We start from the raw sequence: 24471 nt of genomic DNA on the forward strand, positions 1-24471 counted from the left end.
AAGTCCAAAATTTGGTTTGAGTATAATTGCCAGCTGTGAAAAGATAAATATAAGAACGGACGAATTTAGTCGCCGGGGGAGAGTCGGGCATAACTATGTGGGATAGCCAATCAATTATACTGTATTTCTATATCGGCTTGGCCATACTGGCAGTTTGGGCCGTGTCACAGGCGTGGCGCAGTCAGGCCAATACAGAAACGATTCATCCCTTTAAAGCCTTTGTGCATCTGCTGGCCTTTTATCTATCCTATTTATTAATTCCGCTGTTCTTCTTTAGTATTTATGCCGGCTGGATTGGCTATTACTCCTTGCATGAAGCCATTTTTATCGGGCTGGTCAGTGGTGTGCTGGTCTATGCGCGTTTTATTGAACCGCATCTGATTTTGGTGAAAACCACCCGCTATCAGATGCTGCCCGATCAGCCGCTACAACGCCCAGTCCGAATTGCCCTGATTGCCGACCTGCATATAGGTCTATTTTCCGGGCATGAACGCCAGCTCAAGCAGATTGTCGCCAAGATTAACCAGGAAGAACCGGAAATGGTGCTGGTGGCAGGTGACTGGACCTATGAGCCGGAAAATAAACTGGCCGATGAGCTGGCAATACTAAAAGAGATTAAAGCGCCAATTTATTCTGTGACCGGCAATCATGATGAACAGTATCCTGGTCCGCCGATTCAGGAACTGCTCAAACATGCGCTTGAGGTTAATCATGTGATTGATATTGAAGGGCAGATTGTCGAGTTTGACGAGTTCCGCCTGATTGGGATTGGCGATTTATGGTCCGGCCGTACCGATATGCGCTATATGCCAGATTTACCGCAAGACAAGCCGTGGCTGATTTTGTCGCATAACCCTGATACGGTCGATATGGTGCCGAAATTGCCAACTCATCCCTTAATGCTGTCGGGACATACCCATGGCGGTCAGGTGGAATTGCCGTGGCTGACCGATTATGTGATGAAACGCGTATCTATTGTTGGTCATAAAAAAGGCCTGTACCGGCATGAACATGCCGATGTGTTTGTCACTGTTGGTACCGGAATGGTGGGTGTGCCATTTCGTTTCCGGGTACCACCGACCATTGATATTATTGAACTCTGCTAATGCCAAAGGGGGGCATTTTAAAAGACCCACCACAGCAAGGCGATCAGAATCACGACGCCAATCAAGACCAATACCCCGATATTCAGGCGGTGATTGTTCCGGTTTAAATCTTCAATGCCATTTGCCGCTGTTTCGACCGGGGCTTGTGCTTCGGTATGTAGCTGCGGGCGCGGTGGATCTTCAGTATCAAAATAAGGTGTGCTGATGTCGTCTATCGGTTTGGGGGCACATTCACCCTTGGAGGCATCCATGGCCAGACCGTGCTGGCGAATCAGTTCATCAATCAGCTGCTGGGCTTCTGCTTCAGTCAAATGACTGTCTGTTCTGAGGTACTGCACCGCTTCATGGCGTTTGCCATCATCCAGCAACAAAATAACTTTCACCAGTTGTTCTTCCCGAAGGGTTTCAATCAGACGATCCATACAATGACCTGCTGGTGGGGGATAAGCTTTTATTGTTTCTAAACTTGGCCAGATGCAATAGTGTGTTTGTGTATGATTTTGCATCACAGATAAAAAAACCAGCGTTATCTACACTGGTTTTTTTCAGTCAGATGAACATTTTAAATCTGGCTGTTGACATCATCATGCTTGGTTTCACGAATCGCCAAGAAGGCCAGAAGTGACAAGATAGATGCAGCTGTCAGGTAATAACCCACGGCAGCCAGACCATATTCGGTCGCCAGTTTGGTGGCAATCAGCGGTGCAAAAGAGGCACCGAAAATACCGGCCAGGTTAAAGGTCAGCGCAGACCCGGTATAACGTACCGAAGTCGGGAAAATCTCTGACAGAACGGTCCCAATTGGACCATAGGTCAGTCCCATAATCGCCAGACCAATACACAGGAACAGGAACACCACCAAGGTATTACCGGATTCCAGCATACTGGCAAAAACCAGACCAAAGAGCGCCGATACAACACACACACCAATAGACGTGGCTTTACGGCCAAATTTTTCTGCCAAAATCGCTGAGAGTGGAATAAACGCTGCAAAGCACAGGGTAGCAATCAGCTGTAATTCCAGGAAGTCGGCGCGGCTATAACCGAGCTGGGTGGTGCCCCAGTTGAGCGCGAATACCGTGGTCAGATAGAACACCACGAACGTACAGATCGCGGCAATGGTGCCTAAAATCAGCATGCCCCAATGTTTGGTCATGACTTCTTTAAACGGTACATTCACTTCTTTCTGTTTGTTTAAAACATTCTGGAAAGCCGGTGTCTCATGCAGTTTTAAACGAATCCACAGACCAACAATCACCAGTAAAGCACTGGAAATAAAGGGAATACGCCAGCCCCAGCTCATGAATGCTTCTTCGCTCATGAACGCGCCTAACAACAGGAAGGAACCGGTGGCCAGAATAAAACCAATTGGAGCCCCCAGTTGCGGGAACATGCCGTACCAAGCACGTTTGCCTTCCGGTGCATTTTCGGTGGCCAGTAAAACCGCACCTGACCATTCACCGCCCAAGCCCAGCCCCTGACCTAAACGGCACAGGGCCAGCAGTAACGGTGCGGCAATGCCGATTTGTGCATAGGTGGGTAACAGGCCAATGGCTACAGTGGAAATCCCCATGGTCAGCAGCGCAGCGACCAGGGTGGCTTTACGCCCAATACGGTCACCGAGGTGACCAAACAGTGCCGCGCCAATCGGGCGGGCAATAAAGGCAATGGCAAAGGTGGCCAGAGACTGAATGGTGGCGGTCATTGGATCGGTACTGGTCGGGAAGAACAGGTACGGGAAAATAATGACCGCAGCAGTCGCATAAATATAAAAATCGAAGAATTCGATGGTAGTGCCTACCAGACTCGCGGTGAGGACACGAAATTTTGAGTTCGTTGGTGCTGCTTCTTCATTGATTGCAGCAGAAGTTGATGACGCCATGAATGACCTTACACTTATTAAAAATAAAAAATTAGTTTTACAAGCGTAATCTTTTTAAAAAAGGCGTAATTTCTTAAAAAAACAACGGCAATCGTTTCGATTCAACGCGCTCAGGGTCACTGAAATGGAGAATCAAAACAATTAAATCACGTACAGATAGATAGACAGAAAATGTGATCCTGCCCCGATCAATACAAAAATATGCCAGATAGCGTGTGTGTATCTTACCCGTTTTAACGCATAAAACAATGCACCAATCGTATAAGAAATTCCACCAATCAATAAAAAAGTTAGCGCAGGTGGACTTAAAAAGCGTTGCATATCATCAATCACCAGAAGTGCTAACCAGCCCATCACCAGATAGGCAATCAGTGAAATTTTCTGAAACCGGTTGATGAAAACCAGCTTAAATACAGTGCCAATCAGGGCAATAATCCACAGTGCAATTAACAGATATTGCGCTTTGGCAGTAGGAATGGCGATAGACAGAAAAGGGGTATAGGTGCCAGCAATTAAATAATAGATGGCGGTGTGATCGAGCTTTTTATACCAGCCGCGGCGCTGCGGACTGTCGGCATAATGGTACAGACTGGACGCCGAAAACAATAGGAACATACTCAGCGCATAGACCCACAGCCCGATCCAGGGTCCGATAGTTAAATAACTGCCTTTAATCACTAAAAAAATACCGGCCACCAGCGCCAAAGCTGCGCCTATGGCATGGCTGATGAAGTTCATTCGTTCTTCAACCGGATCGTAGTCGGGTGCCAAGGGTGCATTCATAAGCGTGGGATCGTTATAATTAAAATATACGAATGTATAGTAATTCAATTTTGCATTTCGCGTAAGACGCTTTACACTTTAGCTGCAATTCATTTCAGGTTTTACTCATGTCTCAATTGGCGACTTCTCCCAATCCGGAACAACAATTTCTAGATGCGTTTCAGCAAGCCATTGAAACACAGCGTTTTGAGCGTTTAATTCTGAGTCAGTACAAAGGTGAACTTGAACAGCTGGAAAAAATGACCTTCCGGGTCATTTCTTTGCAAAATGAAGCTGTACTGAACTGTGTGTACCGATATAAAACCCAGGATGTCACCAAAAACTATCCGCTCACTGAGGCAGTGGCTCAGGTCAGCGCACTGCTAGGCTGCTGCAAACAGGCCAATTTATTGACCTTAGATGAAGACCTGCAGCTGAAAAAGAACAAGAAAAAAGCCATGCTGATGGTGAACAAGAAAAAAGCTGAGACTGCACCGGCAAGTGTCGCGCAAGGTCATGACCGCAGCAAACAGCGTTATGTCGAACAGGACAGCCCATTTTTGCAGCATTTAAGCATTACCGATCAGCATGGCCAGATCATTCCGAGCATGGCGCGAAAATGGAAACAGATTAATAAATTTGTGGAAATTTTCTCCGGGGCGGTGGAGCAACTCAACACTCAAGATCAGCCCTTGCATATTGTCGATTTTGGTTCTGGCAAAGGCTATTTAACTTTTGCCCTGTATGACTATCTGGCCAAGCATCAGCAGACGCCGTATGTGACCGGTGTGGAACTGAATCCGAAAATGGTCGCGTTCTGCCAGCAGGTGGCGCAAGATTCCGGCTTTCAGCAACTGGACTTTTTCCAGGGCGATGTCCGTACCTATGCACCGGAACAGCTCGATGTGATGATTGCCTTGCATGCCTGTGATGTCGCCACCGACTTTGCCATTCACACCGGCATTCGCCTGAATGCACAAATGATTATGTGTGCGCCGTGTTGTCATAAAGAGTTACGTCCGCAGTTACAGGCACCCAAAGTGCTGCAACCGATGCTACAATTTGGCATTCATGCAGGACAACAAGCAGAAATGTTGACCGATACCATTCGTGCGTTATTGCTCAAAGCTTATGGTTATGACACCAAAGTTTTTGAGTTTGTCTCTTTGGAACATACCAGTAAGAACAAAATGATTTTGGCAACCAAACGCCAAAATTGGAGTGAACCTGATCAAGCAATTTTGGCACAAATTCGTGATTTAAAAACCATGTACGGTATTCAAAGACATTCTTTGGAGTTGTTGTTGAACGATCAATGGGATCAACAGGGCATTGGTTCGAAGTGCTAAGCAAGATGGATCAGGATAAAAAGATGCAAAATTATGAAATTCAATCGGGCACTTGGGGACAGTTTGCGACAGAGGCCAAATCTATTCGTGAGCAAGTCTTTATTCAGGAACAGCAGATTGCCCCTGAAGATGAATGGGATGCACAGGATGCAGTTGCCTTGCATTTTGTGGTTTATATAGCAAAGCAGGCGATTGCAACAGCACGCTTATTGGAAAATCACAGTATTGGGCGGGTCGCGGTACTGAAGTCACAGCGTGGTTTAGGTGTGGGACGTGTTCTAATGCAGCATATTATTCAGATGGCAAAGCAGCAGCAACGTCCGTGGGTCAAGTTGTCTGCGCAGGAACACGCGATTCCGTTTTATCAAAGCTTGGGTTTTCAGGTGGAGGGTGAATCGTATTTAGATTGTGGTATTGCGCATGTAGACATGCATTTAGTGTTTGAAAGTTGAATACAATGAAGATTGTGACATGGAATTGTAATGGTGCTTTTAGAAATAAAATTGAGCCTATTCTTCAATTTGATGCCGATATTTATATTATTCAGGAATGTGAGCATACGGAACAGGCAAAGAAAATTTATCGACAATATTTTTCTAATTTTGTTTGGAAAGGAAATAATAAGAATAAAGGCATAGGTGTTTTTACAAAAGATGCTTTATCACTAGAAGTATTAGATTGGCAAGACAACAAACTAGAACTATTTTTACCTATTCAAGTTAATCAATCCTTTACGCTCCTTGCTGTATGGGCAAAACATGCAAACTTTCCAACTTTTGCATATATTGGTCAAATTTGGAAATATTTACAGTTACATCAACTAAAAATGCAAAATATTCCGCTCATTATTGGTGGAGATTTTAACAGCAACTCACAGTGGGATGTTTGGGATCGGTGGTGGAATCACTCCGATGTCATACGTATATTTAATGATCTAAAAATAAAGAGTCTTTACCATCACATTTCTAATGAGAAACAAGGGCAGGAAAGTCAAGCAACATTCTTTTTACAGCGAAATTTAGCGAAGGCATATCATATTGATTATATGTTTGCTTCTGAGCAATTTTGGAAAATAGATCAAGCTAGCATGCAGGTGGGAGATCAAACACCTTGGCTAAGTTTGAGTGATCATTTACCACTATATTTTGATCTAGCACCCAAGTTTGAAAAATAGACCCTAAGAGTAGAGTCTATTTTCAAATGGTATTTAATTAGTGCCCATGTGCAGGTGCTTGCTCATGGCTTTCATCCATGGCAGCGTGTTCCGCTTCGGTCATCTGATGCTGTTCTGCGCTGGCAGCCGCACGAGCTTCACGCGCTTCGCGGTCAGCCTGAGCTTTGGCCAAAGCCTCTTCAGACATGGCAGGCGCATTTTTAAATGCATGTTGCTGGGTGTTGTGTTTATTCTGCTGGCTTGGCATATAGTCCGGTTCATTGCTCACGGCAAGATAGAACAGGCCAAGAAATAACGCACCTAAAACCGAGAAAATAATAAGTGCTTTCCAACCCCAAGGAGATTTTTCTGGAGATGAGTGGTCGGTCATAACAAACTGCCCAATTGGATAAAAAGAAAACTGAATCTGTTGAAACTTTATAACATAATTATTTCAAAGTCCAAGCCAAGAAAATGCTTTCCTTGCGCCGAGGCGCGGCTCAATACTGTCGCCAGAACAGACAAGAGGCCCTAAAGGCCTCTTGAATGCTACCCAGATGGATGGGTTTAAATTTGTTCGCCTTGCGCGACTTTATCTTTCAATAACTGCGGTGGGGCAAAACGCTCACCATAGCGTTGTTCCAGAGCTTGTGCTCGGTTTAACGCATCTTTTAGTCCATATTGATTCAGGAACTGCAGGGCACCACCTGTCCACGGGGCAAAACCAATCCCGAAAATCGAGCCGACGTTACCATCTACCACCGATTCCAGCACGCCTTCTTCCAGACAGCGCAAAGTATCCAGCGATTGGACAAACAGGAAGCGGTCAATCAGTTCCTGCTCATCGACAGTCTGCTCTTTTTTCCAGTAACTGAGGCCTTCCCAGAGCGATTTTTTGCCACCTTCAGGATAGTCATAGAACCCGGCGCCGGCTGCTTTACCTTTACGGTTAAACTGATGGATCATGGTTTCAATGACTTCATCTGCACCTGAGCGTGGGCGTTCTTTGCCTTCCGCCTGCAAGGCTTTGCGGGTTTCTGCCGCGACATGCTCGGATAAGGTCAGCGAGACTTCATCCTGAATCGCCAGCGGTCCAACAGGCATCCCGGCTTTGAGCGCGGCCATTTCAATTTTGGCCGGATGGATGCCCTCTGCCAGCATACGCAGACCTTCCTGCACAAAGGTACCAAACACACGGCTGGTAAAGAAACCACGACTGTCATTGACCACAATAGGCGTCTTGCCAATCTGCTGGACAAAGTCATAGGCCTTGGCCACGGTTTCACGATTGGTGTTCTGGCCTTTAATAATTTCAACCAGTTGCATCTTATCGACCGGACTAAAGAAATGCAGGCCAATAAAACGGCTTTGATCTTTCGCAGCTTGTGCCAGACCGCTAATGGGCAGGGTCGAAGTATTAGAGGCCATCACGCCATCGGCAGCCAGATAGCTTTCGGCTTCCTGGGTCACCTGTGCTTTTAATTGCTGATTTTCAAACACCGCTTCAATGATCAGGTCGCAGCTAGCCAGATCTGCCGCTGAGGCCGTTGGGGTAATGCGTGCCAGAATCTGGTCGTGTTTTTCCGCAGTCATCCGCCCTTGAGCAACTTTTTTATCCAGCAGTTTCTGGCTGTAGGCTTTGCCTTTTTCTGCATTTTCTATAGCAACATCTTTCAGGATAACCGCAATACCTTTAATGGCTGCAGCATAGGCAATTCCGGCACCCATCATTCCGGCACCTAAAATACCGACTTTTTTCGCCTGCCACTGCGGAATATCCTGTGGGCGGCTGGCACCGGATTTAATGGCATTCAGGCCATGCCAGAAGGTGCCAATCATATTTTTAGAGACCTGACCGGTCGCCAGATAGGTAAAATAACGTGATTCAATGGTCAGTGCGGTATCGACATCAACCTGTGCACCTTCGACCGCAGCCGACATAATTGCTTCCGGTGCTGGATAACAGCCTTTGGTCTTGTCACGTAAAATCGCCGGAGCAATCGCCAGCATCTGCGCCACGGCTGGATGTTTCGGATCACCACCCGGAATTTTATAGCCTTTTACATCAAACGGTTGTTGTGATTTCGTATGTGTTTGAATCCAGTCGATGGCTTTTTGCAGCATTTCATCTGCTGAGTCGGCCGTGTCATGGATCAAGCCCAAAGACAGAGCTTTTTCTACCCCAAACTGTTTGCCTTCGATTAAAAATGGAAAAGCGGTTTGCAGGCCGAGCAGACGTACCATTCGCACGATGCCGCCGCCACCTGGTAGCAGGCCCAAAGTCACTTCCGGTAAACCGAATCTGGTTTTGGGGTCATTCAAGGCAATGCGGTGATGGCAGCCCAGCGCCAGTTCCCAGCCACCGCCAAGAGCTGTGCCATTTAAGGCAGCCACCACCGGAATACCACGCGTTTCGATATAACGCAGCTGGGCTTTCATGCCTTCCACCATCTGGAAAAAATCGCTGGCCTGTTCCGGTTGAGCCTGAATCAGTTCATCGAGATCACCGCCGGCAAAGAAGGTTTTTTTGGCCGAACGGAAGATAATTCCGGCAATCTGTTCATCGGCTTTGAGTTTTTCCACGGTTTCCGCCAAAGCGGCACGGAAATCTGCATTCATGGTGTTGGTGGACTGGTTTGGCGAGTCTAGCGTTAAGATTACAATATTGTCGGCGTTTTTTTCGAATTGAATAGCGCTCATGCGGCTCCTCCTTAAACCAGTTCAATAATGGTGGCAATACCCATACCGCCACCGACACATAAGGTGGCCAGACCACGTTTTTTGCCCTGACGTTCCAGCTCATCCAGCAGGGTGCCTAAAATCATGGCACCGGTGGCCCCGAGTGGATGACCCATGGCAATTGCACCGCCGTTGACATTGACTTTGGCCGGATCGACCTGCATCTCGTTAATAAACCGCATCACCACCGCCGCAAAAGCTTCATTGACTTCAAACAGGTCAATGTCCTCAATGCTTAAGCCAGCTTTGGCCAGAGCTTTACGGGCTGCCGGTGCAGGACCGGTGAGCATGATGGTCGGGTCAGCACCAACCAGTGCCGTGGCCAGCACTTTGGCGCGCGGTTTTAAACCCTGTTCCTGTACGGCTTTTTTCGAGGCCAATAACACCAGCGCGGCACCATCGACAATACCGGAGGAGTTACCGGCATGATGCACATGCTGAATTTTCTCGACTTCAGGATATTTTTGCAGGGCGATGGCATCAAAACCCATCTGTCCCATCATTTCAAAACTTGGATTGAGTTTGGCCAGGCCTTCCGCGGTGGTATTCGGCTTAATAAATTCATCTTTGGCTAGAATTACAACACCGGCTTTGTCCTTGACCGGCACAATTGAACGCTCAAAATGACCATTGGCCTGCGCAGCCGCGGCTTTCTTTTGTGACTGCTCGGCAAAGGCATCGACATCGGCACGGCTATAGCCATCAATGCTGGCAATTAAATCGGCACCAATGCCTTGCGGGACAAATTTCGAGGCCATGTTGGTTTCCGGGTCCAGCGCCCACGGGCCGCCATCTGAACCCATTGGTACGCGGGACATTGACTCCACTCCACCGGCGACGACCAGATCTTCCCAGCCAGAGCGGACTTTTTGCGCGGCCAAGTTCACGGCTTCTAGACCTGAGGCACAGAAACGGTTGATCTGCACACCTGCCACATCATTGTTCCAGCCGGCAGCAATCGCTGCTGTTTTGGCAATATCGGCACCCTGATCACCGACCGGTGTGACGCAGCCCAGCACAATATCATCGACCTGTGAAGTATCCAGCTGATGGCGCTGTTCTAATTCACGCAACAGGGTGGTGACCAGACTGATTGGTTTCACTTCATAGAGTGAACCATCTTTTTTTCCTTTTCCGCGTGGTGTGCGAATGGCATCAATAATATAAGCCTCGCTCATGTGCTATCCCTTTGATGAGTTTTAAATTGTTATGCTTTTTGAGTGTAATGATTAATTGATGAAGTGCAATGACGAGAACGGGCGAGGTCAGATGATGCTTTTCGCCAATAAAAAAAGCCCTCACTTGGCGGTGAGGGCGGAGAGGAAGATCAAACCTGAAAAGACGTTGTCTAAAAAATGTTTAGTGATAACCGTGTAGCTGGCGATATAGCCCTGGTGTCACTCCAGTCCATTTTTTAAAGGCACGGTGGAAGGTACTGGTTTCACTAAAGCCGACCTGTTGCGCTACATCTTCTAGCGTCAGTTCCGGATTCAGCAACAGGTGAATCGCGGCATCACGACGTAAGGCATCTTTGACGCCCTGATAGCTTTTACCTTCGGCTGCCAGACGGCGGCGCAGGGTTTGCGGCGACAGATACAGCATTGAGGCAACATCATTCAAGGTTGGCATTTCTTCGCCAATCTGGCTCTTCAGGACATCACGAATTCGTGAAGTTAAAGAGTTGGTATTTTTGAATTTCACTAATAACTGTGCCGGTGCCGCTTTCAGGAATTCTTCCAGGGTTTCTTCATTCTGGCGAATTGGCAAGTCCAGATAGTCGGCCGCAAAGGTAATTTCGGTACGCGGCATATCAAACTGCATCACTGGGGCGAAGAACAGCGCATCATATTCATCGGCATGGGCAGGGCGCTCATAACCAAAGTGGACACGTTCCAGCGGCAGACGGCGTTCAATTAACCACGATGCCAGACCATGCCAGATCATCAGCATACTTTCAGTAATAAAGTGGTCCGGGTCCATGCTCTTAGGAATTAACGGCACCAGACGGGCTTCGTGTTTGTCACGTTCCAGCGTCACCGACCATTCATCGCCAAACAGTTTATAGAACTGGGAGGACAGTTCTAAGGCATCACCCAAGGTTTTGGCATGGATGATCAGCTGGCACATGATGGCAAAAGTACCTAAGCGGCGGCCTTGAACATCAAAGCCGATGTGCTCGTCCTGAGTCACCATCCACAGCATTTTAATAAAACGGGTATATTGTTCTGGCGAGATTCGCGCTTTGGGCTGGCGTAACAGCTCGGCCTCAATACCCACGTGTGATAATAAGGTCTCGACGTCCATGCCAAGGCGTTTGACACCGGTTAGAGCCGCATTTACGAAGTGGATACTGATGGTATCGCGGCTCATATTAAAGCCTTCTGACTCTTTGTCTTTGGTAATCACGTATGTTTGACCTAAATGACATTAAAAATAAAGTTTTTGGCAATTTACTTGAGTTGTTTTGCCATTTTTACATATTAAATTGCCGAAATGATCAAGGTAAATGGCTGAACATGACATTGTGTTTATGCTTTTATATTTCTAAGATGATGAAAAAATCAACACAAATAGAGTAAAAACTCCAATGTCATACGCTTTAAACGGACTCAAAGTTTTAGATTTTTCCACCTTGTTACCCGGACCATTTGCCACGCTTTATCTGGCCGATTTAGGCGCAGAAGTGGTGCATATTGAATCACCGAACCGTCCAGATCTGGTCCGGCTATTTCCGCCCTATGCCAATGGCCAGGCGACTTCGCACAGTTACCTGAACCGCAATAAACAGTCGGTGACGCTGGATTTAAAAGACCCGGACAGCATTGCACAAATTAAAGCCAAAATTAAAGATTACGATATTGTGGTTGAGCAGTTTCGCCCTGGGGTAATGCAGCGTTTGGGGCTGGATTATGCCACATTGGCAGAAATTCATCCCGGACTGATTTATTGTTCCATTACCGGCTATGGACAAAGCGGTCCTTATCAGGCCAAGGCTGGACATGATATCAATTATTTAGCGCTTTCCGGTATTGCCGGGCATAGTGGCCGGGCACAGTCCGGGCCACCGCCAATGGGCATTCAGATTGCTGATGTTGCAGGTGGCTCACTACATGCGCTGGTCGGTATATTGGCCGCCGTCATTGAACGGCAAAGCAGCGGACAGGGACAATATATTGATATTTCCATGACTGACTGTGTGGCGACCTTAAACAATATGGCTGCGGCAGCCAGCCTGGCCGGACAGGAGCCGCAGCGTCCGGAAGCCGGCCATTTAAATGGCGCGATTTTCTATGATTACTATCGTACCTCAGATGGCCGCTATCTTTCGATCGGTGGTTTGGAGCCACAATTTATGCAAGGTCTGGCCGCGGTCCTGGAGTTGCCACTAATTGTGGAAAAAGGAAGTTCTTTTGATTCAGACGACCGGCAGGCGGTGAAACAGGCCATTGGCAATAAAATTCAATCCAAAAGCTGGGTAGAATGGCAGCAAATATTTGCCGAGCAGGATGTTTGTGTCGAACCGGTGCTGTATTTAGAAGAAGCACTGCATTCACCACTGGCCCAGCAACGCGAATGGGTGGTTCAAGTGCCACTGGAACAGGACAGCCCAGACACTGAAGCGCAGTTGGCCTGCCCGATTAAATTCTCGCGCTCCAAAGCTCGTTATGATTTCCGTGGCCAAGGTTTGGGGCAGGGGAACTGGTAACGCGCCGGTCTATAAAAGAGGTTTATCAGCCAATATAAGATGTTTATCCAGACCCAAAAGTGAGGATAAACATCTTATGAAAAAAAATGCTAAATAACGCAAAAAATAATGAAAGATCCAGAAAATAATAATGAATGGCTGCAAAGGCTTGCTTACAGCGCAAGTCCAGCTGACTTATCAATAAAATCGCTATGAAATATGTAAAAAACGCATTTTGTTGATAGATAAAATGTCGCTATCCTGTCGGTCGTTATAATGAAACTACTAGCTGTACGCCATGTATTTATATACTGATTTCGATCAGCAACTGATTAATGAACGTGTTGCGCAGTTCCGTGACCAGACGGAACGTTATTTAGCGGGCAAATTGACAGAAGATGAATATCGTCCACTTCGTCTCCAAAATGGTTTATATGTACAGCGCTATGCGCCAATGTTACGTATTGCCGTGCCTTATGGTTTAATGAGCTCGACCCAGCTGCGTAAAGTCGCTGCCTTGGCCAAGGCCTATGACCGTGGTTATGCCCACGTTTCAACACGTCAAAATATTCAGTTTAACTGGCCTGCACTAGAAAACGTGCCAGATATGCTGGCTGAACTGGCCACAGTTCAGATGCACGCGATTCAAACCTCAGGTAACTGTATCCGGAATACCACCACGGACCAGTATGCCGGTGTGGTCGCTGGTGAAATTGCCGATCCGCGTCCGACCTGTGAGCTGATCCGTCAATGGTCGACTTTCCATCCAGAATTTGCCTTCTTGCCACGTAAATTCAAGATTGCGGTATCTGCACTTGAAGAAATTGACCGTGCGGCAACTGCTTTCCATGATATTGGTGTGTATATTGTACGCAATGCAGCCGGCGAAATGGGCTATAAAATCATGGTTGGCGGTGGTTTGGGTCGTACCCCAATCATCGGTGCAGTGATTAAAGAATGGCTGCCACGTGAAGACTTAATTGCTTACTTGGAAGCAGTGCTGCGTGTCTATAACCTGCACGGCCGTCGTGATAACAAATATAAAGCACGTATCAAGATTCTGGTAAAAGCACTCACGCCAGAAGTATTTGCCGAGAAAGTTGAAGCTGAATTTGCACATACGGTGAAAACCTTAAAAGTCGATGCAGACACCCTGAAAAAAATGGATGAGAACTTTACGCCATTCGATTATCAGGACTATGCAGATGAGGACTTCACCGCGCTGTTTGCACAATATCCGAAGTTCAAGCAATGGTTTAACATCAATACCAATGCACACAAAGTGAAAGGCTACCGTATTGTCACCATTTCACTGAAACGTGCCGGTATTGCCCCGGGTGATGTCACCACGGAAGAAATGAACCTGATCGCTGACCTGGCTGATCAGTACACTTTCGGTGAATTACGTACTACACACGAGCAGAATATTGCGCTGGTAGATGTACCACAAAAAGACCTGTTTGCCTTATGGCAAACCCTGGATCAACACAATCTGGCGCGTGCGCACATTGGTTTCTTGACTGATATTATCTGCTGCCCAGGCGGTGATTTCTGCTCGCTGGCCAATGCCAAATCAATTCCAATTTCTGAAGCGATTTCACGCCGTTTTGATGACCTTGATACCATTTACAACCTGGGTAAACTGGATCTGAACATCTCCGGTTGTATGAATGCCTGTGGTCATCACCATGTCGGCAACATCGGGATTTTAGGTGTTGATAAAAAAGGCGCGGAATTCTACCAGATTACCCTGGGTGGTAATGCTGATCATGATGCCTCAATCGGTGACATCTTAGGGCCATCATTTGCTGCGGAAAAAGTGCCAGATGTGGTGGAAGAAATTTTAAATACTTATCTTGACCTGCGCCAGGAAGGTGAAGAGTTTATTGATACCTATCGCCGTGTTGGCATTCAACCATTTAAGGAGCGTGCATATGCTTAATACCGCACTACAAGTGCTCTCTAAAGATGGCACGATTGCAGACAATACTTACCAAATTATTGGTGAAGATGGCGTGTTACCACAAGGTGATGTGGTTTTAACGGTTGAGCAGCTCGATCAACTTGCTAATGTTTCAGGTAAAAAAGCATTGTACTTAACCGTAGATGCTTCGCCTGAAACCAATGAGTTTCCGTTAGATCAGCTCGATGCCATCTTTATTGAGTTTGCTGGCTTTAATGATGGTCGTGGTTATTCATTTGCTGCACTGCTTCGCCGTCAGGGTTTTGAAGGCGAACTCCGTGCCACAGGTGATGTATTTAAAGATGTACTGAACTATATGAAGCGTTCCGGTTTCGATACCTTCGTGATTAAAGAAGGTAAAGATATTACTGAAGCAGCAGCCGGTCTGGGTGATTTTACCCATCCTTATCAGGCTTCGACGGCCGTGGCTCAGGCACGTTATCAAACGGGTGCTTAATTTCACCCGTTGCGAAAAACCTCCTGACGGAGGTTTTTTTGTTTTTGTGCGATAGCTTTAGATCAGCATCGTCACTGACTTTGCTTTAATTTGGTGCAAATACAACATTGTGGCACAATATGGTGCATTCTGTGAGCAGGCTGAATCATGGCTTGAATCTACAGAAGAAGCACCCAATCATCTTCGTTTTTTGAATCTGATTTGGAAAAGTTTAACTATTAGCTTGAAGTGACTTGTCTGTATGCAACATTCTATTCGTATTGGTATTGCTGGTTATGGCAATTTAGGACGTGGTGTGGAAACTGCCATTCAAAAGAATCCGGATTTACAGCTTGTGGGTATTTTTACTCGCCGTGCGCCTGAAACTGTTTCACCCTGCTTTACTGAAACCAAAGTTTTTCATATGGATGCATTGGTTGACTTCCAGAATCAGATTGATGTACTGATTTTATGTGGTGGATCGAAAGATGATTTGCCTAAACAGACCCCTGAATTAGCAAGTAAATTTAATACTGTCGACAGCTTTGATACACACGCACGTATTCCAGAGTTCTTTGATGCTGTAAATGCGCCAGCACTTGCGAACAAGAAAACAGCCATGATTTCGATTGGCTGGGACCCGGGTATGTTCTCTATCAATCGTTTGTTCGGTGAAGCATTACTTCCAGACGGTGAAACCTATACCTTCTGGGGTAAAGGTTTGAGTCAAGGTCACTCAGATGCGATTCGTCGTGTTGAGGGTGTGAAAGCGGGTGTGCAATATACCATTCCCTCCACCGATGCGATGGACAAGGTGCGTAGTGGTTCACGTCCAGAGTTAAGCACCCGAGATAAGCATACGCGTGAGTGCTATGTGGTACTTGAAGGGGGTGCAGACGCAGCCAAGGTTGAACAGGCCATTGTGACCATGCCGGATTATTTTGCGGACTACAATACAACGGTAAACTTCATTGATGAAGAAACTCTTCGTAATGAACACAATCGTATGCCACATGGTGGATTCGTGATTCGTAGTGGCAATACCAGCGATGCCCATAATCAAGTCATGGAATTCTCTTTGAAACTGGAGAGTAATCCTGAGTTTACGGCAAGCGTATTGGTGGCTTATGCACGTGCGTGTTACCGCATGAACCAGATGGGTCAGTACGGTGCGAAAACCGCATTTGATGTTGCACCAGGTTTATTGTCGATGAAGTCACCGGAACAACTGCGTAAAGAAATTCTTTAAGTATTAAAATTTAAACGGTTACTTTAATTGTGATGATAAAAAGCCTCCAAGTGGAGGCTTTTTATTTTCCTTCCTAGTAGTTCTCTCTCCCTTTGGGAGAGAGTTAGAGAGAGGGTAGATCTCTCCCTGGCCCTCTCCTTGTAGGAGAGGATTGGGAATGATTGATTGAATCCCTCTAAGTCTCCCCTTTAAGAAAGGGAGACTTTCAATTAAAGCAACTCAATCGCCACAGCAGTTGCTTCACCGCCACCGATACATAGGGCGGCGATACCACGCTTGCCACCGGTACGTTTCAGGGCATGAATCAGGGTTAAAATAATACGTGAACCGGTCGAACCAACTGGGTGACCAAGTGCACAGGCACCGCCATTGATGTTGACTTTTTCTGGGTCCAGTTTGAACTCGTCCATTGGACACATGGTCACCATGGCAAAAGCTTCATTGATTTCCCACAGATCCACATCTGCAACCGTCCAGCCGGTTTTATCCAGAACTTTTTGAATTGCACCGACTGGCGCAATGGTAAATTCAGATGGATGCTGTGAATTCGAAGCATAGGCAATCAGCTTGGCTAGCGGTTGTAAACCTTTTGCTGCAGCGTTGTCTGCTGAGGTTAATACAAGTGCAGATGCACCATCCGAAATAGAGCTGGCATTGGCCGCAGTAATGGTGCCATCTTTAGCAAACGCTGGGCGTAGTGTTGGAATTTTTTCAATATTGGCGTTGAATGGTTGTTCATCTTTATCGACCACGACATCGCCTTTACGGGTAGACACCGTTACAGGCACGATTTCATCGGTAAAATAACCTTCATTCACTGCAGTTTGTGCACGTTTTAATGAACGAATAGCAAAGTCATCCATTTGTTCGCGGGTATAACCTTTGGTATTGGCCATGTCCTGTGCAAAAGAACCCATTAAACGGCCGGTTTCTGCATCTTCAAGGCCATCTAGGAACATATGGTCTTTGACTTCACCATGGCCCATACGGAAACCGCCGCGTGCTTTTGGCAGGATATACGGCGCATTGGTCATTGATTCCATACCACCTGCAACCACGTAAGTTGCTGAACCGGCTTTAATCATATCTGCGGCTTGCATGACCGCTTTCATGCCTGAACCACACAGTTTGTTAATGGTTACAGCACCGGTTGAATCCGGTAAGCCTGCCTTACGCATGGCTTGACGTGCAGGACCCTGTTTTAAGCCGGCCGGTAAAACACAGCCCATAATGACTTCTTCGATATCGGTCGGTTGTAAGCCAGCACGAGAAATAGCGGCTTGAATGGTGGCTGCACCTAAGTCGGGTGCGGTTAAACTGGCAAGACTACCCTGAAAACCACCCATTGCTGTCCGTGCACCATTAACAATTACGATATCCGTCATCGTTGTATCTCCAATCTGTTTCTAATCAATTCAATATTTATTTTGAGCTTAAGCCCTAGCAGTATAGGGGAAAAATCCACAGAATAAAGCGTAATTTTCATACATCTTTAGACGCATAAGTTTTAGCAGCTATTGGGAAATTCTATGCGTAGAAAACCACGATTACTGAGGAAAATACGCTGATTGGGGGTAAAACCTGAACAATAATAAAAACTGCCATTAGAGCCTAAAGGTAAACCCTGCTGGGCGTTAAATCTGAGACTGGGCAGAGACAGGGCGCCTTTCCATTCCAGGTTACCGTATTTCAGGCGGGTCTTTTCAGTTAAGACAATAGATTCACCTGAATCGAGGCTTCGGTTGCGGTTATGATCGATAAAAATAATAAAACCGCTGTTCCATTGATTATTCTGACATTGCTGCAGATCGGCACTGGGGCAAATTACAATATTGGCGCGATAGGTGAGCGCTTGGGATTTGGCCAGGTTAATACTATATTGCAGTAAATAACGGATACGCTTGGCTTCTTGCTGGGCCAGATATTGCTGAAAATGGGGCAAAGCAATCGCACTGATGATGCCAATAATTGCCATCACTACAATGAGTTCAAACAGACTAAAGCCTGAAGTGTGAGATTTGATCGGGTACATACTAAGTAGACCTATAATTTTTATATTTTTATTATGTTTCTGTAATACAAAATATTGTTTTGTAATATTTTTCTAGGTTGTCATTATTTTTACGCATCTTTCTATAAAGCTGCTAAAATAAAGTGGAAGTGACAATAAGCTATCCACAACAAAAAATTGAGTAAAAATTTACCGAATTACAACGGAAATTGTAAGTAATTTTGTCAATAATTTACTTGATTAAAATTATCAAGCACTTGGAAAAAGAATAAAGTGTTTGTATGATTCAAAGTGACTAGCTTAAAAAGAAAACTGGGGTAAAAAAAGCCTATCTCAGGATAGCCAAAACTTTAGGCTTGAGCTTGAACAACAATTTGTTATCTCTGGAGGATAAATCCATGAAAATGAGTCGTATTGCATTGGCAATGCTCGTAGCTGCGCCTTTAGCAGCTGCAAACGCAGGCGTAACTGTTACTCCATTAATGCTTGGTTACACTTTCCAAGACACTAAACACAACAATGGTTCTGAACACCTAACTTCATCTGCTGAAATGGAAGATGATTTATTTGTTGGTGCTGCATTGGGTGTTGAACTGACTCCTTGGTTAGGTTTTGAAGCTGAATATAACCAAGTGAAAGGTGATATGGCTGAACAAGCTGGCGCTGAATATAAGCAAACTCAAATCAATGGTAACTTCTATGCGACTTCTGATTTGATCACTAAAAACTATGACAGCAAAGTTAAGCCATATGTATTGTTAGGTGCTGGTCACTACAAATACGAGTTTGACAACGATTTAGGTCGTGAAGGTCGTGGTCTTAAAGAAGAAGGTACTTTAGGTAATGCGGGTCTAGGTGCATTCTGGCACTTAAACGATGCATTAGCGCTGCGTACTGAAGCACGTGCTACTTATAACATCGATGAAGACTTCTGGAACTACACTGCTTTAGCGGGTCTGAACGTTGTTCTTGGCGGCCGTTTAAAACCAGCTGCTCCAGTGGTAGAAGTTGCTCCAGTTGAGCCAGTTGCTCCAGTTCAACCAGCTCCACAAGAGTTGACTGAAGACCTGAACATGGAACTTCGCGTATTCTTTGATACCAACAAATCAAACATCAAAGATCAATACAAGCCAGAAATCGCTAAAGTTGCTGAAAAACTGGTTGAGTATCCAAACGCAACAGCGCGTATCGAAGGTCACACAGACAACACAGGTCCACGTGCACTGAACGAACGTTTATCTTTAGCTCGTGCGAACTCTGTGAAATCTTCACTTGTAAACGAATACAACGTTGACCCAGCTCGTCTGTCAACTCAAGGTTTCGCTTGGGATCAACCGATTGCTGACAACAACACCAAAGAAGGTCGTGCTATGAACCGTCGTGTATTCGCGACAATCACTGGTAGCCGTACAGTTACTGTACAACCAGAAGCAGCTGCTCAATAATTTGAGTAGACCTTAGAAAAAACGACTCTTCGGAGTCGTTTTTTTTTATAATGGAATTTTATTGCCTTAAAAATCCCGCAGTCTGGGTAAGATGGATTATGAGCACAGAAATTCCGGATCAACTCCTTCAACTTGAAGCCAATGGTGGTATTTTTGCTATTTGGAAGATTTTTCAGCACTATGGGATTGATCTGGAAATTGCCGATCTGGTCCAGCTGTGCCGGCATAATAATGAAGATGGCACTTTCGGAATTGCGCTAGCAGTGGGGTTGAAAAAGCTGGGGCTTGAGGTGAGCTTTCATACCGATCCTGATCCGCACCAGCACCCGACGGAAGTGCTGTGTTATCAGGAAGCGCAGCAATTACAGATTCCGCTACAGCCGGCACTCAGCTATAGCGCTTTGCAGACATGTGTTGAGCAGGGCCGCTTTGTGATAGTGTTCTATGACACACTAGAAGGCGTGGGGAATCATTCCTTAATCTATTCGATGGATGCAGAAGAGGTCTGTTTCTTTGACAGCTTTGATGCAATGCCAGCACAGGTTTTCGAGCAGCAGCGTCAGGTAGAGGGCATTTGCCGTCAGGCCATTGTGATTGATGACCGAAATTTTGTGATGCGTTATAGCTAAGCCACATTTATCGAGATCATAAAAAAAGCAGTCACTTGGACTGCTTTTTTGTTGAGTGCTTTTAAAGAAAGCTGAATCAATTATTCACGGTCGATCTTCATCGGCTGGACATCCATCTGCTGATAAGGAATCAGCTTGGTTTTGTATTTCCATTTATAGCCTAACCAGATGGCCAGGAACAATAAAATCCCGATATAGGTGGAAAGCACAGCCAGCCACTCACCATCAAGTACCGCCTGATAGTTCTGGCCCAAGACCACAATCGCACATAAAGTGAAGGCAAACCATGGTGCGAACGGGAAGAACTTGGCACGATACGCCAGATCTTCAAGTTTATAGCCCTGAGCAAGATAGCCTTTGCGGAAACGATAATGAGAAACCGCAATACCCAGCCAGACAATAAAGCCACACATGCCTGACATATTTAGTAGCCAGTTAAAGACCTGTTCTTCACCAATAAAGGTGGTCAAGAAACATAATGCAGCAATGGCTGTAGTGGCATACAGCGCATTCATCGGTACGCCACGTGGATCAAGGCGGGCAAAGGCTTTTGGTGCACTGCCTTTACGTGCCATATCAAACAGCATACGCGTAGATGAATACATGCCTGAGTTACCCGCAGACAGGATCGCCGTTAGAATGACTGCATTCATGACGCTGGCTGCAAAGGCAAAACCGGCCTGTTCATACAGTAAGGTAAACGGTGACAGTGCCACATCATCTGTTGCAGCGGCCTGGAGTAATCGTGGATCATCATAAGCAATCAGGGTGCCGATAATGAAAATACACACGATATAGAACAACAGGATACGCCAGAAAATCTGTTTGATTGCAATCGGAATAGTTTTCTGTGGATCTTTGGATTCACCTGCAGCCACGCCGACCATTTCTGTGCCCTGGAAGGAGAAACCGGCAATCATCGCCACACCAATCAGGGCTGATAAACCACCGACAAAAGGTGCTTCACCTTGGCTCCAGTTACCAAAAGTTGCAACATCCGGGGTCATCATGATCTTGGCGATCATGACCAGACCAATAATAATAAAGATGATAATCGCAAGCACTTTGACTAAAGAGAAGAAGAACTCGGACTCACCAAAGCCTTTGACTGTCAGGGCATTAATCGCAAACACCACGGTCAGGAACAGGGCACTCCAGTAGAAACCGGGAATATCCGGGAACCAGAACTTCATGATGAACTGTACCGCAACCAGTTCAAATGCCACGGTAATGGCCCAGTTATACCAGTAGTTCCAGCCTAGCGCGAAACCAAAACCACCTTCAACATATTTGCTGCCATAGGTAAAGAATGCACCTGAGGTCGGATTGTGGGTCGCCAATTCGCCCAAGCTGGTCATCAAGAAATAGATCATGACGCCAATCAGGGCATAGGCCAGTAATGCACCACCCGGACCGGCATTGGCAATGGTCGCACCGGAGGCCAGGAATAAACCGGTCCCGATCGATCCGCCAATGGCGATCATATTTAAGTGGCGAGCACCGAGCTTACGCTGCAGCTGTCGGCTGTGTTGAGTTTCGCTCATCATACTTCCTTAACATTTTTTTGAGTGCTCGCGAACAGCACTTTAAAACCTTGTTGATCTGCCTTGACCGTACACTGGCCAAAACTCTGTTCAATCAACAGGGGATAATTTAAAAAGCGGTTGGCCACAATCCACAGTTCACCACCCGATTTCAGGTGGCGGCGCGCAGTTTTACACAGTTTTTCGCTGGCATCATAGTCGGTCTGAATCCCCTGATGAAAAGGCGGATTGCTGACAATGGCATGCAAAAACAGCGGTGCATCTTCAATGCCACTGACGGCTTTAATCTCAAGCTGCTGCGGATTGAGCTGGTTGTGCTCAAAAGTCATTTGGGTTGAAGCAAGTGCAAAAGCATCTACATCCAGCGCGAAGATACGGTTATCTGGATTCAGCTTGGCCAGATAGGCACTGATAATGCCGGCGCCACAACCAAAATCGGCAATTTTACCCGATGGCACTTGGCTTAAATAAGGTAGGAAGACCGCTGTACCGATATCAAGCCGGTTCTGGCTGAACACACCTGGCAGGGCACAAATCTGTAGATCGCCTTTCGGCGTCGCTACAGTATAACGCTGCGCCCAGTCGGCCAGTGCTTTTTTCTCGACGCTGCAGTCTAGTGTTAATTGCCAGAGTTGGCAATGACGGGCACTGTCGAGTTTTAAGGCTTTACCATAAGGCTGTAGCTGTTTGGCCGCACGTTCGACGCCGCCTTTTTTCTCACCGACCAGAAAAACACTGCTGCCGGTTTGCAGATGGGCGGCAACATTGTGCAGCACATAATTCAGCAGTTCTTTGGATTTCGGCACAAAAATAACCGCCTGATCAAATTCGCCTTCTGGAAAGTCGGCACCAAAATGAACGGGGGCAGTCTGGTTCTGAAAATAGTGGTAATCGTTAAAATTCCATGTCCAGAAAAAAGGCTGGACCGATTCACCGAATTCAGCGAACAGCTGGTCTGTAGGCGCATTGATCAGTAACACACGACCTGATAAATAATCATATTGTCGTAATAGCACTTCGCTTTTAGCATCCATGAGTCGCTCTCCAATAGAAAAACACTGTCCAAGTCCGGCTCAGACAGTGTTTTCTGGACATGAAATTACTTCTTGGTTTCAGGTAATACAATATTCAGAATCAGCGCTGCAATACCGCCGGTCGCAACACCTGAGCTAAAGATATTACGGAATAATTCTGGCAGATGTTCCAGAATTTGTGGCACTTGTGCAACCCCTAAACCCAGTGCCAGAGAAATGGCAATGATCAGCAGGGCACGACGGTCCAGATGAATACCCGATAAAATGTTAATTCCCGATGCGGCTACCGCACCAAACATAACCATCACTGCACCACCCAGAACGGCTTGAGGCACAGCCTGAATCACGCCCGCAACAGCCGGTAATAAACCTAAAATCACCAGCATCGCGGCAATCCAGATTCCGACATAACGGCTAGCCACACCGGTTAACTGAATCACACCGTTGTTTTGTGCAAATACCGAACTTGGGAAGGTGTTGAAGATACCGGCCAGGAATGAGTTGGCACCATTGACCAGCACACCACCTTTAATACGCTCCATCCATTTTGGACCATCCACGGGCTGGTTCGACAGTTTTGAGGTTGCAGTGATGTCACCAATCGCTTCTAAAGACGTGACCAGGTAAATAAAGGCCATTGGAATGAACAGGCTCCAGGAGAATTCCAGACCAAAGTGCATTGGAGTTGGCACTTGTACCAGTGGCGCTTCCTGCAGACCAGAGAAGTCCAGATGACCCATAAAACCAGCCACAATATAACCCACGATCAGGGCAATCAGGATGGCGGAGCTTTTAATCCAGGTCACATTAATCCGGTTCAGGATAATGATTAACGCTAAAACGGTACAAGACATGATCAGGTTATCGGCATTGGCGAAAGTCTTGTCCGACATGGCCTGATAGCCACCGCCCATACTGATTAAACCTTCTTTAATTAAGGTTAAACCAATCAGCAGGACCACAATCCCGGTCACCAGCGGGGTAATCAGTTTTTTAACCCATGGCAGAATTTGTGAAACACCCATCTCGATAAATGAACCGGCAATCACCACACCAAAAATAGCAGCCATAACCGACTCAACTGGTGTACCTGCTGCGACCATTGCAGAACCAATCCCGATGATTGGGCCAATAAAGTTAAAGCTGGTGCCCTGAACAATTAACAGTCCGGCACCAAAAGGACCTACTTTTTTAGCTTGCAGGAAGGTTGCAATCCCCGAAATCACCAAAGACATCGATAAAATCATGTTGGTGTCTTCTTTGGAAACACCCAAGGCCAGACAGATCAACAGACCTGGTGTCACAATCGGGACAATAATGGCCAATAAGTGTTGGAAGGCAGCAAGAAAAGCAATAAACGGTTTAGGACGGTCATTCAGACCATAGACCAAATCCAGTTGCGGTTTTTGATCAGGAGATGAATTAAATTCAGACATAAGTCAAAAGCAAATTAGGCTAGGTGGCGGTATTCTAATCGAGTTACA

General features: G+C 46.3%; 22 protein-coding genes. 10 read left to right on the plus strand and 12 right to left on the minus strand.

Going from position 1 to position 24471, the window contains the following annotated elements; genetic code table 11:
• The first annotated feature begins 95 nt into the window (after positions 1–95).
• Positions 96–1106: a metallophosphoesterase gene (locus tag FTT89_RS12405; protein ID WP_104470660.1), complete on the plus strand. Its 1011-nt coding sequence runs from the start codon at positions 96–98 to the stop codon at positions 1104–1106.
• A gap of 17 nt (positions 1107–1123) precedes the next feature.
• On the opposite strand, the gene FTT89_RS12410 is transcribed toward FTT89_RS12405, so the two are convergent.
• The 3 genes from FTT89_RS12410 to FTT89_RS12420 all read right to left on the minus strand — a co-directional run bounded on the left by FTT89_RS12410 (position 1124) and on the right by FTT89_RS12420 (position 3771).
• Positions 1124–1528, minus strand: coding sequence for a hypothetical protein (locus tag FTT89_RS12410; RefSeq protein WP_005175774.1), 405 nt, complete (start codon positions 1526–1528; stop codon positions 1124–1126).
• A 140-nt stretch (positions 1529–1668) separates the two neighbouring features.
• The gene (locus FTT89_RS12415; RefSeq protein WP_075167916.1) at positions 1669–2988 is read right to left on the minus strand and encodes an MFS transporter; all 1320 of its coding nucleotides are present in this window, start codon (positions 2986–2988) and stop codon (positions 1669–1671) included.
• Between the two features lie 141 nt (positions 2989–3129).
• Positions 3130–3771, minus strand: coding sequence for a hemolysin III family protein (locus FTT89_RS12420; protein ID WP_160241586.1), 642 nt, complete (start codon positions 3769–3771; stop codon positions 3130–3132).
• 107 nt (positions 3772–3878) lie between these two features.
• Here FTT89_RS12420 and FTT89_RS12425 point away from each other — a divergent pair, with 107 nt between their 5' ends.
• The 3 genes from FTT89_RS12425 to FTT89_RS12435 are packed head-to-tail and all read left to right on the plus strand — an operon-like array spanning position 3879 to position 6273.
• Positions 3879–5099 (plus strand): SAM-dependent methyltransferase, encoded by a 1221-nt coding sequence (locus FTT89_RS12425; protein ID WP_180057400.1) that lies wholly within the window; start codon positions 3879–3881, stop codon positions 5097–5099.
• 23 nt (positions 5100–5122) lie between these two features.
• Complete coding sequence (locus tag FTT89_RS12430) at positions 5123–5551, plus strand: GNAT family N-acetyltransferase (protein WP_180057403.1); 429 nt, start codon at positions 5123–5125, stop codon at positions 5549–5551.
• A gap of 5 nt (positions 5552–5556) precedes the next feature.
• Complete coding sequence (locus FTT89_RS12435) at positions 5557–6273, plus strand: endonuclease/exonuclease/phosphatase family protein (RefSeq protein WP_180057406.1); 717 nt, start codon at positions 5557–5559, stop codon at positions 6271–6273.
• Positions 6274–6310: 37 nt separating this feature from the next.
• On the opposite strand, the gene FTT89_RS12440 is transcribed toward FTT89_RS12435, so the two are convergent.
• The 4 genes from FTT89_RS12440 to FTT89_RS12455 form a co-directional block, all read right to left on the minus strand.
• Positions 6311–6643: a hypothetical protein gene (locus FTT89_RS12440; protein ID WP_016659810.1), complete on the minus strand. Its 333-nt coding sequence runs from the start codon at positions 6641–6643 to the stop codon at positions 6311–6313.
• Between the two features lie 176 nt (positions 6644–6819).
• Positions 6820–8952: a 3-hydroxyacyl-CoA dehydrogenase NAD-binding domain-containing protein gene (locus tag FTT89_RS12445; RefSeq protein ID WP_180006864.1), complete on the minus strand. Its 2133-nt coding sequence runs from the start codon at positions 8950–8952 to the stop codon at positions 6820–6822.
• A gap of 11 nt (positions 8953–8963) precedes the next feature.
• Positions 8964–10169, minus strand: a complete 1206-nt coding sequence (locus FTT89_RS12450) for an acetyl-CoA C-acetyltransferase (protein WP_180006863.1) — start codon at positions 10167–10169, stop codon at positions 8964–8966.
• Positions 10170–10350: 181 nt separating this feature from the next.
• Complete coding sequence (locus FTT89_RS12455) at positions 10351–11361, minus strand: AraC family transcriptional regulator (protein ID WP_034597576.1); 1011 nt, start codon at positions 11359–11361, stop codon at positions 10351–10353.
• 217 nt (positions 11362–11578) lie between these two features.
• On the opposite strand from FTT89_RS12455, the gene FTT89_RS12460 reads away from it, so the two are divergent.
• The 4 genes from FTT89_RS12460 to FTT89_RS12475 all read left to right on the plus strand — a co-directional run bounded on the left by FTT89_RS12460 (position 11579) and on the right by FTT89_RS12475 (position 16324).
• On the plus strand, positions 11579–12697 hold the full coding sequence (locus FTT89_RS12460) for a CaiB/BaiF CoA-transferase family protein (protein WP_180006862.1): 1119 nt from the start codon (positions 11579–11581) through the stop codon (positions 12695–12697).
• A gap of 277 nt (positions 12698–12974) precedes the next feature.
• Positions 12975–14618 (plus strand): nitrite/sulfite reductase, encoded by a 1644-nt coding sequence (locus FTT89_RS12465; protein ID WP_016659814.1) that lies wholly within the window; start codon positions 12975–12977, stop codon positions 14616–14618.
• Positions 14611–15096: a DUF934 domain-containing protein gene (locus FTT89_RS12470; RefSeq protein ID WP_075167910.1), complete on the plus strand. Its 486-nt coding sequence runs from the start codon at positions 14611–14613 to the stop codon at positions 15094–15096. Before FTT89_RS12465 ends, FTT89_RS12470 begins: the two co-directional genes overlap by 8 nt.
• A gap of 241 nt (positions 15097–15337) precedes the next feature.
• A complete protein-coding gene (locus FTT89_RS12475) occupies positions 15338–16324 on the plus strand; it encodes a diaminopimelate dehydrogenase (protein ID WP_005175800.1) in 987 nt (328 codons plus the stop codon).
• Between the two features lie 209 nt (positions 16325–16533).
• Here FTT89_RS12475 and FTT89_RS12480 read toward each other — a convergent pair whose 3' ends face one another.
• Both FTT89_RS12480 and FTT89_RS12485 read right to left on the minus strand, forming a co-directional pair.
• Positions 16534–17709, minus strand: coding sequence for an acetyl-CoA C-acyltransferase (locus tag FTT89_RS12480; protein WP_104470652.1), 1176 nt, complete (start codon positions 17707–17709; stop codon positions 16534–16536).
• Positions 17710–17831: 122 nt separating this feature from the next.
• Positions 17832–18356 (minus strand): GspH/FimT family protein, encoded by a 525-nt coding sequence (locus FTT89_RS12485; protein WP_016659816.1) that lies wholly within the window; start codon positions 18354–18356, stop codon positions 17832–17834.
• Positions 18357–18733: 377 nt separating this feature from the next.
• Between FTT89_RS12485 and omp38 the strand changes: the two genes are divergently transcribed.
• Positions 18734–19780, plus strand: a complete 1047-nt coding sequence (gene omp38 / locus FTT89_RS12490) for an outer membrane protein Omp38 (RefSeq protein ID WP_005175810.1) — start codon at positions 18734–18736, stop codon at positions 19778–19780.
• Positions 19781–19878: 98 nt separating this feature from the next.
• Complete coding sequence (locus FTT89_RS12495) at positions 19879–20409, plus strand: peptidase C39 (protein WP_180006861.1); 531 nt, start codon at positions 19879–19881, stop codon at positions 20407–20409.
• A gap of 80 nt (positions 20410–20489) precedes the next feature.
• Here FTT89_RS12495 and FTT89_RS12500 read toward each other — a convergent pair whose 3' ends face one another.
• The 3 genes from FTT89_RS12500 to FTT89_RS12510 form a co-directional block, all read right to left on the minus strand.
• Entirely contained in the window at positions 20490–21953 is a 1464-nt protein-coding gene (locus FTT89_RS12500) for an amino acid permease (RefSeq protein WP_005175817.1), read from the minus strand.
• Positions 21953–22987 (minus strand): class I SAM-dependent methyltransferase, encoded by a 1035-nt coding sequence (locus FTT89_RS12505; RefSeq protein ID WP_016659819.1) that lies wholly within the window; start codon positions 22985–22987, stop codon positions 21953–21955. The genes FTT89_RS12500 and FTT89_RS12505 overlap by 1 nt, the downstream gene beginning before the upstream one ends.
• A gap of 65 nt (positions 22988–23052) precedes the next feature.
• The gene (locus FTT89_RS12510; protein ID WP_016659820.1) at positions 23053–24423 is read right to left on the minus strand and encodes a uracil-xanthine permease family protein; all 1371 of its coding nucleotides are present in this window, start codon (positions 24421–24423) and stop codon (positions 23053–23055) included.
• Between the last annotated feature and the right edge of the window lie 48 nt (positions 24424–24471).

The organism is Acinetobacter sp. YH01025 (assembly GCF_013420185.1).
In the GTDB taxonomy this organism is placed as follows: domain Bacteria; phylum Pseudomonadota; class Gammaproteobacteria; order Pseudomonadales; family Moraxellaceae; genus Acinetobacter; species Acinetobacter indicus.